Source organism: Bacillus sp. AR8-1 (assembly GCF_008042345.1).
Taxonomy (GTDB): Bacteria; Bacillota; Bacilli; order Bacillales; family Bacillaceae_G; genus Bacillus_A; species Bacillus_A cereus.
Genome location: NZ_QNUB01000010.1, coordinates 17,691 through 30,610, shown reverse-complemented (window position 1 = coordinate 30,610; position 12,920 = coordinate 17,691). Strand labels below are relative to the sequence as shown.

Below are 12,920 nucleotides of genomic sequence, written 5' to 3'. Positions count from 1 at the left end.
ATTTGCCGGGCAGCCCGATTAGTGAGGGCTGATTAAAGTTTCACTTTATAAAAAATTTTAAGGAGAAATTATGAGCACATATATTTATATGGTTAGACATGGTGAATCACCAAAACTAGAAGGAAATGAAAGAATGCGTGGATTAACTGAGAGGGGACATATGGATGCCCGTGGAGTAACTGACATATTAAAAGCGGAGAGGATTGATACTTTTATTTCCAGTCCTTATAATCGGGCTATGCTAACGATAGAGGAGTCAGCTAATTTCCATGAAAAAGAAATAGTAGTATATGAAAATCTTAAAGAGTGTATGTTTTCAAGTGAGGATCAGGTTATATCAGACAAGGAGGTGTATCCACTTGTACAGAAGATGTTCTCTAATCCGGACTTTGCACGAACGGAAGGAGAGTCATATGCAGATTGCCAGAGAAGAGTAGTGAAAGTATTAAAAGAAATCTTAATGGATTTTCGAGGATGCAAAATTGTAATTGGTACACATGGGCTTGTCATGACATTAATGATGAACTATTTTGATAAACAATATGGTTTTGAATTTTTAATGAATACGTCAAAACCGGATATATATAAGATGGAGTTTAAAGAAGAACAATTAATGAATGTAAAGAGATTATGGAAAGCGGAATAAAATTAGTTGCATGGATTTTGTTGTAAAAGTTACTTTTATAGCAAAGTCTTTTTTTGAATAGAAAGCATCTTTATCAACTATTTTTAGAATGTTAAATCAATAAGTAATTATTCAGTATTTGAATGAATTATTGGGAAATTGGTTTAGGGAAACAATTTTAAATGTGTCAAAACTCCAAACGTTGGATTTATATTCAATAGGAGAAAAAGATGTAGAATTTTGTCTTACAGTCCCCGTTTACTTTTCATTTCATTACATATAGGCTTTGTGGTGTAAGGGAGGACATTACCTTTACGCAAAATCTATAAGGAGGTCATTGTAATGAAACAGATTAAAAAGTTTGCGGGAGTTGCTTTAGCGGGGACGATTGGATTAAGTGGACTACTGTTTTTAGAACCAAGTGTAAGCGTTGCGGAAGCACAGCAAGTGAAAGTAGAAAATTTCAATACAATTGATGTAACGATGAATCTAAATGAATTGTATGTATTAAGTGGCAGAAGCATTGATATTCTTTCTGGAGATAAAGAAGCAATTCAGTTAAATAAATACACAATTAGTTTTAATAAACCTGGGAAGTATGTGATTAAAGTAAATGGCTGTATTTATGATGATGTATATACTTTTATTGTAAATGAGTAGTATATATTCTTAAATTGCGAGATAAAAACAGAAACACCCTATTTGCGATGAGAGTCGTAAATAGGGTGGATTTATTTGTATTAAGCTGTACTTTAAATATGTTCGCTAATTTTCTTTTTGCCATGTAAAGTATGTAAAAGTGTTTGAAACATCTTAAATGATTGCTGAAAGATTGGACTTTGAATAAAGGTGTACAGAAAAGTTACGATGAAAACAGGACCTCCTAGCATAAATCCAATAACTAGTACAATACATTCTACTATGATTCTAGCACGGCTAATAGAAAGTCCTGTTTTGTCTGAAATAGTAAGCATGAATCCATCACGGGGTCCAGCGCCAATCCCAGCCGCAACGTACATACCTCCCCCGATACCTGTAATGGCAATACCAGAAAATAAAATGAGTAAGTTTATCCATAAATAATTACTAGCGTCTGGAAGCATGTTTGATTGTAAGAAAAAGTCCATAATGGGACCGATAAGTAGTGCATTCAAAAATGTCCCCACATTTATATATTTTCGATCTACTAGTAAAGATATTAGAACGAGACATAACCCACATATGACACTCCACGTACCGATGGTCCATCCAAACTTTTGGTAGAGAGCCATATTTAAAACTTCCCAAGGGTGCAAGCCGAGAAATTTAACTTTGACTGCAAGAGCGTTTCCAAGGCCAAAGAAAATTAATCCTAAGAAAAAAAGAAAATAGCGAAAGAGAGTTAGCCTCATCTTTACAACCTCCCATATTTTATAATTATGTATGTTACCTGTTACAGTTTTAATGTACAAATATTATGTCTTTTTATCATTCGTTTAAAAGTGTTAACAATGTAAATGAAATATACATCTTCACAGTCAAAAAAGTTAAAATATTTCGTTTTAAGGATTATAATGGAGGGAGAAACATAAAAGGGAGTGAATGAACTTGAAACAAGAACTTATTGAAAGATTTACGAGATATGTAAAAATTGATACGCAATCAAATGAAGAAAGTCATACAGTACCAACAACACCAGGACAAATTGAGTTTGGTAAGTTATTAGTGGAAGAGCTAAAAGAGATTGGGTTAACAGAAGTAACGATGGATGATAATGGCTATGTAATGGCAACACTTCCAGCTAATACGGACAAGGATGTTCCTGTAATCGGATTTTTAGCCCATTTAGATACGGCAACAGACTTTACAGGGAAAAACGTCAAACCACAAATTCATGAAAATTTTGATGGTAATGCAATTACGTTAAATGAAGAGCTAAATGTTGTGTTAACACCAGAGCAGTTCCCGGAATTACCATCATATAAAGGACATACCATTATTACAACTGATGGTACAACACTTCTAGGAGCAGATGATAAAGCTGGTCTTACAGAAATTATGGTTGCAATGAACCATTTAATACATAATCCGCAAATTAAGCACGGGAAAATAAGAGTAGCATTTACACCGGATGAAGAAATTGGTCGTGGGCCAGCGCATTTTGATGTAGAAGCGTTTGGTGCATCATTCGCTTATACGATGGATGGAGGTCCATTAGGTGGTTTAGAGTATGAAAGTTTTAATGCTGCAGGTGCTAAGTTAACGTTTAACGGAACGAATACACATCCTGGAACAGCGAAAAATAAAATGCGCAATGCTACTAAACTTGCTATGGAGTTTAATGGGTATTTACCAGTAGAAGAGGCGCCAGAATATACAGAAGGCTATGAAGGATTCTATCATTTACTTTCTTTAAATGGTGATGTTGAGCAAAGTAAAGCGTATTATATTATTCGAGACTTTGATCGTGAAAATTTTGAGGCACGTAAAAATAACGTTAAAAATATTGTGAAGACTATGCAAGAAAAATATGGCGAAGATGCAGTCGTTTTAGAAATGAATGATCAATACTATAACATGCTTGAAAAAATTGAACCGGTAAGAGAAATTGTTGATATTGCATATGAAGCAATGAAAAGTTTAGACATTGAACCAAATATTCATCCGATTCGCGGAGGCACAGATGGATCACAATTATCATATATGGGATTACCGACGCCGAATATTTTCACTGGTGGTGAAAACTATCACGGTAAATTTGAGTATGTTTCGGTAGATACTATGGAAAAAGCCGTTCAAGTTATTGTGGAAATTGCAAGACGTTTTGAGGAGCAAGCTGAAAAAAGAACCAAGTAGTACGAATGTGCTACTTGGTTCTTTTAATATAGTACTCGCCACAAATAAAAAGTCGCATAAGACTCCCAATTAGCCCAGTTTGCCGCGAAATCTTTTATTTCATTTTTTGTCGGTTTATTTTCGGAACCTGTTATAAATTTAATTGCATTATGCAGACCAACATCATCAATTGGAAAAGCCGAAGGAAATCTTAAACAACGCATTAAAACATAGTTGGCAGTCCATGGTCCTATACCATGGATAGCAGTTAATTGTTTCTCAGCAACCTTTACATCTTGTGTTTGCAGTAAATCCTCTTTTGATAATTTTCTCTCTGTAATAAGCTTCGCAATACCGATTAAATATTCACATTTTCTAGTCGTCATTTTTAATTGTTGAAGATTTTCTACATGTAGATTTGCAATTGTTTCAGGTGATGGGAATATCCAATGTTTTCTACCGTCCCATTCTACATAACTTCCAAATTGCTCAACTAATCTCCTTTTTAGCGTATAAGCATATGTTAGGTTAATTTGTTGACCGATAATTCCCCAGGAAAGTGCCTCAAATAAGTCTGGAATGCCTAAAGTACGAAGGCCATAATATTGTTCAATTGGTCCTTGAAGGAGTAAATCATGTTTAGCTAATGTATAAAATGGGGCTATATCAGTAGTTAAATCAAACCATTCTTTTACATAGTTAACTACAGCTTCACGTATCGATTTTTCAGATGTATATGGTTCTTCTAAACAACGTATTTGAATATTTCCATCTGTATTCACACTAATTTCAACTAAAGGATTTACATCTTGAACAGGGATAACTTTATAAATTTTGTTATCTTCAATATGGAACATACATTCATTGTTAGAACGTGATAGATAACGTAAATTTTCTTGGAAACAAAATTCTTTTGGAACTGCTATAGATAATGCGCTATTATATTCTGTTGTCATATGAATTCCACCTGCAACTTTTCTAATGTAAGCAATTTTTTCTTCATTTCTAATCCGCCCCTAAATCCGGTTAGTTTCCCATTCTTCCCAATAACGCGGTGACAAGGAATGGTAATAAGAAGAGGGTTAGCAGCAATAGCAGAAGCAACGGCGCGCACAGCTTTAGGTTTTTGAATTCTTTCAGCAATTTCTGTATAAGAATATGTCTTTCCATAAGGAATTTCACGTACCGTATTCCAAACAGATAATTGAAAATTAGTTCCATAAGCATCGATAGGAAATGTGAAAGTTTCTCGCTTGTTTTCTAAATACTCGATAACTTCTTGCGTATATATTTGCAAGTAATCTGGACTATGGGTCAATATATGTTGGGGCAGTTTTTTTCTAGCCCATATATCTAATTCTTCAAAATTTTCGTCTTGTGATCCAATGAAACATAGTCCATTTTCAGTTGCAGCAATATGAAATCGCCAATTTTTATGTGTAAGTAGCGTCCAATATATATAATTATTTTTGTAGGAATTCATTATCGTATCCCTCTTTCATTTCGTTCTTTTTTCGATATTCAGTAGGAGTAAATCCGGTTTTCTTTTTAAATAAAGTTGCGAAATACTCTGGGTTTTCTATCCCGACAGCAGTACTAATTTCTTTAATAGATTGATTTGTGTGTAAAAGGTATTCGGTTGCTTTAAGAACCCTGAATTGTTGTATATATTCTATAGGAGTTAGCCCTATTATTCTTTTGAAAGTACGCTGTAAATGAAAAGGGCTACCGTGACACATTTCCGCAAGCATGTCGAGAGTTAAGGATTCGTCATAATGCTTTTCGATATAGTCTTTAATTTGTTCTACCCACTCTTCATTAGGTAAAGTGATCCCGTTTGGCTTACAACGTTTGCACGGGCGAAAGTTTTCACTTAATGCTTGCTCTGCATGATGAAAAATTCGTACATTGTTTCTATTCGGTATTCTTGATTTGCATGATGGTCTGCAAAAGATTCCAGTTGATTTCACAGCATAAAAGAATTTGCTATCATAGGAAGAATCATTATGAATAATTGCTTGCCAATACTCATTTGTTAATGTAACTCCTTCCTTGTGCATAGAACATCACCTCTGAAATTAGTATAACCTGAATAAAGTGCGTATGTATGTATTCATAAATGTAAGAGCAAGATTACAAAGGTGAAAATATGATTGTTTTCTATTTTGTGATAGCATGAAATTTGGAAATAAACATCAAGAGGAGGACTATAAATGAAGTTAATTTCATGGAATGTAAATGGTTTGCGAGCTGTTATCGCAAAAGGTGGATTTTTGGAATATCTTGAGGAATCAAGTGCTGACATATTTTGTCTACAAGAGATTAAATTACAAGAAGGACAAATTGATTTAAATCTAGAGGGATATTATACATACTGGAATTATGCTGTGAAAAAAGGATATTCAGGAACGGCTATTTTTTCAAAAAAAGAACCGCTTTCAGTTACATATGGTTTAGGCATTGAAGAGCATGATCAAGAAGGACGACTTATTACTTTAGAATTCGAAGATTTTTACATGATAACGTTATATACACCAAATTCAAAACGTGGATTAGAACGATTAGATTACAGAATGAAATGGGAAGATGATTTCAAGTCCTATATCAAACGATTAGATGAGAAAAAACCAGTTATTTTTTGTGGAGATTTAAATGTTGCTCATAAAGAAATCGATTTGAAAAATCCGAAAAGTAATCGTAAAAACCCTGGATTCTCTGATGAGGAACGAGAGAAATTTTCATGTATTTTAGAAGAAGGGTTTGTTGATACATATCGTTACCTTTATCCTGATCAAGAAGGTGCATACTCGTGGTGGTCGTATCGTATGGGCGCGAGAGCGAAAAATATCGGATGGCGTTTAGATTATTTTGTTGTTTCGGAAAGAATGAAAGACCAAATAACAGAAGCGAAAATTAATAGTGAAGTAATGGGATCTGACCATTGTCCAGTTGAATTACATATAAATTTCTAAAAAAAGAAGTATCCATCTAACATTAGGCGGATACTTCTTTTTTAATTCAGTTTGTTAAAATTTTTCAAATCTTTCTTGAAATAATTGCATATTAAATATATACTTAGTAACGATAATCATTATCAATGAAAAATATTATCAATGGATGAGGTATAAAAGAATTATAGCTTAGGGGAAGTGAACGAGAATGAGTTCTGGATAGAATTATTAATCTAATGAAATATATATGTAAGACAAGTTTCATATAGTTAAATTTTATTGAGAATATAGTTTGGAAAATTCGAGAGGAGATATATAAAGATGAATAAAAAGTTATTTACATTAGGGATGGTTACAGTTTTAAGTGTAGGTTTAGCGGCATGTAATAGTGCGGATAAAACTTCAGGCGAGCAAAAACAACAGACAAAAGCTACGGAAACGAAAAAAGATGAAAAACGAAAAATTACATATTTAGGTAAAGAATATACAGTGCCAGCAAAAGTAGATAAAATTGCGACAGCTAGTTTAGAGTCAATGGAAGATGCGGCAGTACTTGGAATTAAACCAGTTGGTGCCATTACTGTTGGTGGTAAATTACCGAAGTATCTTGAGAAAGATTTAGAAGGTGCGAAATCTGTTGGTGAGAAAATGGAACCAAATTTCGAAACATTACTTCAATTAAAACCAGACGTTATTACATCAAGTACGAAATTCCCAGCAGAAACAGCTGAAAAGTTTACGAAAGTAGCTCCTACATTCCCGGTATCACACGTTTCAACAAATTGGGAAGATAACTTAAAGTTAATGGGAGAATTAACTGGTAAAAAAGATAAAGCAGAAAAAATTATTAAAGACTACAATTCGGACGCTGAAAAAGCAAAAGCAAAACTAGGAGATAAGTTAAAAGATAAAAAAGTACTTGTCATTAGACTAAGAGCAAATGACTTATTCCTATACCCAGAAGGAGTATACTTTAACCCTGTAATTTATAAAGATCTTGGACTAACTGCTCCAGAACAACTTAAAACGGTAAAAGCACAAGAAAAAATTTCTTTAGAAAAATTAGCTGAAGTTAATCCTGATTATATCTTCTTGCAATACGAAGCAAGTGAAAATAATAAACCGAAAGTGCTAGAAGATATTGAAAATAATCCAATTTGGCAAAGTATGAACGCTGCGAAAGAAAAGAAAGTATTTGTAAATGTTGTAGACCCAATGGCACAAGGTGGTACAGCTTGGAGTAAAACAGCATTCTTAAAAGAAGCAGTGAAAAATTTATCTAAATAATACAATAAGTAAGGTGCGTTGAATGATATGCAGAAAACAAATGCAGTACCAGTAACTATATTATGTATAGCACCCATACTCATCTTATTTACAGTTATACTTTCGATTTTGTATGGGGCAAAAAGTATTGACGCTGAAACAGTGTGGAACGCATTATTTCATTTTGATTCAAGCGATGTAAATCATAATATTATTATTACTTCACGTTTACCAAGGGTAGTTGCAGCTCTTTTAGTCGGAGCATTTCTAGCCATATCAGGAGCACTTATGCAGGGGATGACAAGAAACTATCTTGCATCCCCTTCTATTATGGGTGTGACGGATGGCGCTGCCTTTGTTATTACACTTAGCATGATTTTTCTTCCGGGAATGTCATCAATTGGTATGGTTTTATGTTCAATGATTGGTTCTGCACTAGGAGCCGGTATCGTGTTTGGTTTTGGTTCGCTCCTTCAAAATGGCTTATCACCAGTTAGGTTAGCGATTATAGGAACAGTTATTGGAACATTTTTAAGTAGTGTATCGGCTGCAATGGCTTCGTATTTCCAAATTTCTCAAAATGTTAGTTTTTGGTTTAATGCAAAGTTAGATCAAGTAGATCCTAATATCATTAAAATCACGATACCGTTTGGGATAATTGGAATAATTTTAGCACTGTTAATATCAAAATCTATTACCATTCTTTCATTAGGCGAAGAGGTTTCTATTAATTTAGGGCAACGTACAAAACTAGTTAAAGCGATGGCAATTTTATCGGTAATTTTCTTAACAGGAACAGCAGTTGCTTTAGTGGGGAAAGTTGGTTTTGTAGGTTTAATTATTCCGCACATTACCCGCTTTATAATTGGGGTAGATTATAAGTGGATTTTGCCATGTGCAGGTGTTATTGGTGGCGTTTTCTTAGCGTTATGTGACGTTTTGAGTAGATTTGTAAACTATCCATTTGAAACACCTATTGGAGTCGTTACCTCTTTAATTGGAATTCCTTTCTTCCTTTATTTAATCCGTACTAGAGGAGGAGAGCGACATGCCTAAAAGTTCAAGTCAACGTTTCGGAATGACGATGGGGATTATTATATTTTTAATACTATGTGCTATTTATATTAGTTTAACAAATGGTACGTTCGATATTACGATTACAGATGTATTTAAAACACTGTTTAGAATTGATCCAGTACCAGAACATGATTTAGTTATTTTTGAGTTTCGCCTTCCGCGCATCGTAATTGCTGGATTAGTAGGATTAGGCCTTGGTGTTGCGGGTGCCGTTATTCAAGGGATTACGAGAAATGGGTTGGCGGACCCAGGTATTTTAGGCGTAAATGCCGGAGCAGGAACAGCGATTGTCATTTTTATGTTTTTCTTTCAAGGGCAATTAAAAAGCACAGACTGGGTTTCTATTATGATGATGCCAATGTTTGGTTTAGTAGGCGGATTAGGTGCAGCTATCATCATTTATCTGTTTTCTTGGAAAAACGGTAAATTAGATTCGCAGCGACTTTTATTAACAGGGATTGCAATTGGATCAGGATTTGGAGCCTTTTCTATGTACTTATCACTCAAAATGAAGTCAACTGATTTTGAAATGGCCGCAGTGTGGGTGTCTGGAAGCATATATAGTGCGAACTGGAAGTATATTGTGGCTATGTTACCATGGCTTATTATCTTAATTCCGCTTATACAAAAGAAAGCTTATTTATTAGATTTATTTCAATTGGAAGAAACGAGTATTACAAGTTTAGGTGTTTCAGTAGAAAGAGAGAAATCGATTTTACTATTAAGTAGTATCGGGCTTGTGAGCGCATGTGTTGCTGTTTCAGGGAGTATCGGTTTTATTGGCTTAATGGCACCGCATATAGCGAAAAGGCTTGTCGGTATTCAACATAAGTATATAATTCCTACGTGCGGCGTAATCGGAATGTTTCTTGTAATTGCTTCAGACTTTATTGCGAAAACAGTTTTTACACCTGTAGAGCTACCAGTTGGAATCGTTATTTCTATTGTCGGTGTACCGTATTTCTTATATTTACTTTATAAGGCGAAAGCGTAAGAGGAGGAATAAAAGTGAGTATTTTAAGTGCAAAAAATTTAGAAACAAGTTATGAAAAGCTTACAGTGTTTCGCGATTTAAATGTGGAAATACAAGAAGGAAAAGTAACGACAATTATAGGTCCAAACGGTTGCGGTAAATCGACATTGTTAAAAACAATGGGAAGAATTTTAAAACAAAAAAGCGGTAAAGTATATTTGCAAGGACAGGATTTACATACAATTCCAACGAAAGAAATTGCGAAGCAGTTAGCTTTACTCCCGCAAACTCCAATTGCACCAGGTGAACTTAAAGTGGAAGAATTAATTTCTTATGGACGCTATCCACATCGAAATAACGTAAATAAGTTAACGACAAAAGATAAAGAAATGATTGATTGGGCATTAGATATAACGAAAACTTCTGAATTTCGAACGAGACAAATTGCAAATTTATCAGGTGGCCAAAGACAGAAGGTATGGCTAGCGATGGCATTAGCACAAGAGACAGAAGTGTTGCTATTAGATGAGCCAACTACATACCTTGATATGTCTCATCAATTAGATGTATTACAAATTGTGGAGAAGTTAAATAAAGAACATAATTGTACGGTTGTTATGGTATTACATGATATTAACCATGCAGCAAGGTTTTCAGATGAAATTATTGCAATGAAGGAAGGAGAAATTGTTACAACTGGTAGCCCAGAAGAAATCATTACAAATGAAGTGTTAAAAGAAGTATTTCATATTGATGCACGTGTCATGATTGATCCGTATAACGGGGCTCCTGTTTGTTTCGGTTATGATAGCGTTGTATCTCAAGAAGAAAAAATCGAAATATATGTAACAAGTTAAAAAGGGGGGGATAGGGTGAATACTACAGTTGAAAAACAGCAGATTATAACATCTAATACAGAGCAGTGGAAAATGTATTCAAAATTAGAAGGTAAGGAATATCAAATTCATATTTCAAAGCCGAGGCAACCAGCACCGGATTCAGGATATCCTGTCATTTACGTATTAGATGGCAATGCCTTTTTTCAAACATTTCATGAAGCAGTTAAAATACAATCAGTAAGAGCGGAAAAAACCGGTGTTTCACCAGCTATTATAGTAGGAGTGGGTTATCCAATTGAAGGCGCATTTTCAGGGGAAGAAAGGTGCTATGATTTTACGCCTAGCGTAATTTCAAAAGATGCCCCTTTAAAACCAGACGGTAAACCGTGGCCTAAAACAGGAGGAGCACATAATTTCTTTACTTTTATTGAAGAAGAACTGAAACCACAAATTGAAAAGAATTTTGAGATTGATAAAGGTAAGCAAACTTTATTTGGGCATTCTTTAGGTGGCCTATTCGCTTTGCATATACTATTTACAAACTTGAATGCTTTTCAAAATTATTTTATTAGTAGTCCATCTATATGGTGGAATAATAAATCCGTTCTTGAAAAAGAAGAGAACCTTATAATTGAATTAAACAATGCTAAGTTTGAAACAGGAGTGTTCCTTACAGTTGGATCACTTGAACGAGAGCATATGGTTGTAGGTGCAAATGAATTATCAGAGCGCCTTCTCCAAGTAAACCACGATAAACTTAAATTTAAGTTTTATGAAGCTGAAGGGGAGAATCATGCATCTGTTGTGCCGACGTCTTTAAGTAAAGGATTGAGGTTTATTAGTTACGTATAGGAAAAAAGGTTATGGATAAAACATTCCATAACCTTTTTAATATGTAGAATTGTCCTTTTTGAAAGTTTTGTTTCAACTTTTCGTCTAAAGAGACAAAAAGTTGTCACAATTCGGTCACAATTAGCATAAACATAAAATAGACGAAATGAACTTATTTCCAAAAGGCTTGGTTTATTACAATCAGGATTCGTAGAGCTGAAAAAGCATGGATGAAAAGTTCACTATATTCCCAAGGAGGTAGATCGTATGAAAACAATTCTTGCTATCGCTGGACTTATTTGGGTTTTATCGCATGGCATCCCAATTTATGAAGGAGAACAAATTCGCAGTGCTCTGAATAAAAATTTTAATGAATATCATATCATTGATCGGCAAGATAATGTTGTGACAGTTCGAGTGAATGATTGTTTTCATACGGTAACCGTTGAAGGAACTTCAGTAGTAAATGATACAAAAGTATGTGATCAGCAATAATTATATATGGAAAGAAAAATTCTAGGGTTAAATATCTGAAAATTAAAATTAAAACATTATAGACGAAGAATAAGCGGGGGCGGGTAATCCTCGCTTATTCTTGTTTCACTTTATTGAATTTTGATGAGAGATATAATGATTTTTTGACAAAAAGGAAAGGGTATACTGAAAATTGAGATTAAGAAGCTAATGAGTTGTTAAGAATAATCATAAAGTGTAAATATACTCTTATGGGGTATCATGCGTAGATATTTAATGCTATAATTGGTATACTCATAAAAAACAATTGTTTTATTGGATGAAGAGAAACTTTAAGAAGGTGATAATATGGATCATAAAGAGCATGAAGCAGTAACACATAGATCAGAAAAAGAAAAAGAACAGATTATAAATAGATTAAAGAGAATTGAAGGACAGGTCCGCGGTATTCAAAACATGATTGAAAATGATCGTTATTGCGTAGATATTTTAGTGCAAATTTCAGCGATTAATGCAGCGATGAAAAAAGTAGGAATGGGTGTTCTCAAAAATCATACGAGTCATTGTGTTTCAGGAGCTATTAAAAATGGAAATGGTGACGAAGCAATTGAAGAATTAATGACAGTATTTGAACGTTTTTCAAAAGCGTAAAAACAAGCTAGTATTTAACTGGCTTGTTTTTTTGTTTACCCTCATATTGGATTTTGGTGTATTGTAGTGAAAAAGTGTGTGTAAAATAAACTTTTAGAAAATAATTGAAAAATCATGATACAAAACCATTGATTACCTTAGGGGGGTATGGTAAGATGTAATTGTGATTAACAAACAATGAATAAACAAGAGGAGGATTTTAAATGGAACAGTTAACATTACAAGTTGAAGGTATGTCTTGTGGACATTGTGTAAATGCTATCGAAAGCAGTGTGAAAGAGCTAAACGGTGTTGAACAAGTGAAGGTTCAATTAGCAGAAGGAACTGTTGAAGTTACTATCGACTCGTCTGCTGTAACATTAAAAGATATCGTTGCTGTAATCGAAGATCAAGGATACGATGTTCAATAATTATTTTTA

At 34.0% G+C, this 12,920-nt stretch carries 16 protein-coding genes; 12 read left to right on the top strand and 4 right to left on the bottom strand.

The window, feature by feature from the left end; genetic code table 11:
• The first annotated feature begins 70 nt into the window (after positions 1 to 70).
• Positions 71 to 646, top strand: coding sequence for a histidine phosphatase family protein (locus DN400_RS07100; protein WP_053563780.1), 576 nt, complete (start codon positions 71 to 73; stop codon positions 644 to 646).
• 321 nt (positions 647 to 967) lie between these two features.
• The gene (locus tag DN400_RS07095) at positions 968 to 1,285 is read left to right on the top strand and encodes a hypothetical protein (protein WP_000809495.1); all 318 of its coding nucleotides are present in this window, start codon (positions 968 to 970) and stop codon (positions 1,283 to 1,285) included.
• Positions 1,286 to 1,377: 92 nt separating this feature from the next.
• Here the strand turns inward: DN400_RS07095 and DN400_RS07090 are convergent, their stop codons facing one another.
• Positions 1,378 to 2,016: a YczE/YyaS/YitT family protein gene (locus tag DN400_RS07090; RefSeq protein ID WP_001241256.1), complete on the bottom strand. Its 639-nt coding sequence runs from the start codon at positions 2,014 to 2,016 to the stop codon at positions 1,378 to 1,380.
• Positions 2,017 to 2,212: 196 nt separating this feature from the next.
• Here DN400_RS07090 and pepT point away from each other — a divergent pair, with 196 nt between their 5' ends.
• Positions 2,213 to 3,460 (top strand): peptidase T, encoded by a 1,248-nt coding sequence (gene pepT, locus DN400_RS07085; protein WP_147801594.1) that lies wholly within the window; start codon positions 2,213 to 2,215, stop codon positions 3,458 to 3,460.
• Between the two features lie 23 nt (positions 3,461 to 3,483).
• Here the strand turns inward: pepT and DN400_RS07080 are convergent, their stop codons facing one another.
• Genes DN400_RS07080 through DN400_RS07070 form a run of 3 tightly spaced genes read right to left on the bottom strand, consistent with a single transcriptional unit; the run spans position 3,484 to position 5,499 of the window.
• Entirely contained in the window at positions 3,484 to 4,395 is a 912-nt protein-coding gene (locus tag DN400_RS07080) for a DNA-3-methyladenine glycosylase 2 (RefSeq protein WP_147801593.1), read from the bottom strand.
• On the bottom strand, positions 4,392 to 4,922 hold the full coding sequence (locus tag DN400_RS07075; RefSeq protein WP_065229224.1) for a methylated-DNA--[protein]-cysteine S-methyltransferase: 531 nt from the start codon (positions 4,920 to 4,922) through the stop codon (positions 4,392 to 4,394). Before DN400_RS07075 ends, DN400_RS07080 begins: the two co-directional genes overlap by 4 nt.
• Positions 4,903 to 5,499: a bifunctional transcriptional activator/DNA repair enzyme AdaA gene (locus DN400_RS07070; RefSeq protein ID WP_065222997.1), complete on the bottom strand. Its 597-nt coding sequence runs from the start codon at positions 5,497 to 5,499 to the stop codon at positions 4,903 to 4,905. Before DN400_RS07070 ends, DN400_RS07075 begins: the two co-directional genes overlap by 20 nt.
• A gap of 153 nt (positions 5,500 to 5,652) precedes the next feature.
• Between DN400_RS07070 and DN400_RS07065 the strand changes: the two genes are divergently transcribed.
• The 9 genes from DN400_RS07065 to copZ all read left to right on the top strand — a co-directional run bounded on the left by DN400_RS07065 (position 5,653) and on the right by copZ (position 12,911).
• Positions 5,653 to 6,411, top strand: a complete 759-nt coding sequence (locus tag DN400_RS07065; protein ID WP_065229223.1) for an exodeoxyribonuclease III — start codon at positions 5,653 to 5,655, stop codon at positions 6,409 to 6,411.
• 300 nt (positions 6,412 to 6,711) lie between these two features.
• Positions 6,712 to 7,677, top strand: coding sequence for an iron-hydroxamate ABC transporter substrate-binding protein (locus tag DN400_RS07060; protein WP_001035498.1), 966 nt, complete (start codon positions 6,712 to 6,714; stop codon positions 7,675 to 7,677).
• Positions 7,678 to 7,704: 27 nt separating this feature from the next.
• On the top strand, positions 7,705 to 8,712 hold the full coding sequence (locus DN400_RS07055; RefSeq protein WP_001173064.1) for a FecCD family ABC transporter permease: 1,008 nt from the start codon (positions 7,705 to 7,707) through the stop codon (positions 8,710 to 8,712).
• The gene (locus tag DN400_RS07050) at positions 8,705 to 9,727 is read left to right on the top strand and encodes a FecCD family ABC transporter permease (protein WP_023522806.1); all 1,023 of its coding nucleotides are present in this window, start codon (positions 8,705 to 8,707) and stop codon (positions 9,725 to 9,727) included. Before DN400_RS07055 ends, DN400_RS07050 begins: the two co-directional genes overlap by 8 nt.
• A gap of 14 nt (positions 9,728 to 9,741) precedes the next feature.
• Complete coding sequence (locus DN400_RS07045; RefSeq protein WP_000025764.1) at positions 9,742 to 10,563, top strand: ABC transporter ATP-binding protein; 822 nt, start codon at positions 9,742 to 9,744, stop codon at positions 10,561 to 10,563.
• A gap of 15 nt (positions 10,564 to 10,578) precedes the next feature.
• Entirely contained in the window at positions 10,579 to 11,397 is an 819-nt protein-coding gene (locus tag DN400_RS07040; RefSeq protein ID WP_001098701.1) for an alpha/beta hydrolase, read from the top strand.
• A 246-nt stretch (positions 11,398 to 11,643) separates the two neighbouring features.
• Positions 11,644 to 11,871 (top strand): hypothetical protein, encoded by a 228-nt coding sequence (locus DN400_RS07035; RefSeq protein ID WP_000849103.1) that lies wholly within the window; start codon positions 11,644 to 11,646, stop codon positions 11,869 to 11,871.
• A gap of 327 nt (positions 11,872 to 12,198) precedes the next feature.
• Positions 12,199 to 12,501 carry a metal-sensing transcriptional repressor gene (locus DN400_RS07030; RefSeq protein WP_000349637.1) on the top strand — a complete coding sequence of 101 codons (303 nt, stop codon included), beginning with the start codon at positions 12,199 to 12,201 and terminating at the stop codon, positions 12,499 to 12,501.
• A gap of 203 nt (positions 12,502 to 12,704) precedes the next feature.
• Positions 12,705 to 12,911, top strand: coding sequence for a copper chaperone CopZ (copZ, locus tag DN400_RS07025; RefSeq protein ID WP_000436973.1), 207 nt, complete (start codon positions 12,705 to 12,707; stop codon positions 12,909 to 12,911).
• The last annotated feature ends 9 nt before the right edge of the window (positions 12,912 to 12,920 follow it).

Coding starts and splice junctions, on each gene's coding strand:
- DN400_RS07080 (WP_147801593.1), bottom strand. CDS start 4,395: ATGACAACAGAATATAATAGCGCATTATCTATAGCAGTTCCAAAAGAA.
- DN400_RS07100 (WP_053563780.1), top strand. CDS start 71: ATGAGCACATATATTTATATGGTTAGACATGGTGAATCACCAAAACTA.
- DN400_RS07070 (WP_065222997.1), bottom strand. CDS start 5,499: ATGCACAAGGAAGGAGTTACATTAACAAATGAGTATTGGCAAGCAATT.
- DN400_RS07075 (WP_065229224.1), bottom strand. CDS start 4,922: ATGAATTCCTACAAAAATAATTATATATATTGGACGCTACTTACACAT.
- DN400_RS07055 (WP_001173064.1), top strand. CDS start 7,705: ATGCAGAAAACAAATGCAGTACCAGTAACTATATTATGTATAGCACCC.
- DN400_RS07050 (WP_023522806.1), top strand. CDS start 8,705: ATGCCTAAAAGTTCAAGTCAACGTTTCGGAATGACGATGGGGATTATT.
- DN400_RS07060 (WP_001035498.1), top strand. CDS start 6,712: ATGAATAAAAAGTTATTTACATTAGGGATGGTTACAGTTTTAAGTGTA.
- DN400_RS07090 (WP_001241256.1), bottom strand. CDS start 2,016: ATGAGGCTAACTCTCTTTCGCTATTTTCTTTTTTTCTTAGGATTAATT.
- DN400_RS07095 (WP_000809495.1), top strand. CDS start 968: ATGAAACAGATTAAAAAGTTTGCGGGAGTTGCTTTAGCGGGGACGATT.
- DN400_RS07035 (WP_000849103.1), top strand. CDS start 11,644: ATGAAAACAATTCTTGCTATCGCTGGACTTATTTGGGTTTTATCGCAT.
- DN400_RS07065 (WP_065229223.1), top strand. CDS start 5,653: ATGAAGTTAATTTCATGGAATGTAAATGGTTTGCGAGCTGTTATCGCA.
- DN400_RS07030 (WP_000349637.1), top strand. CDS start 12,199: ATGGATCATAAAGAGCATGAAGCAGTAACACATAGATCAGAAAAAGAA.
- copZ (WP_000436973.1), top strand. CDS start 12,705: ATGGAACAGTTAACATTACAAGTTGAAGGTATGTCTTGTGGACATTGT.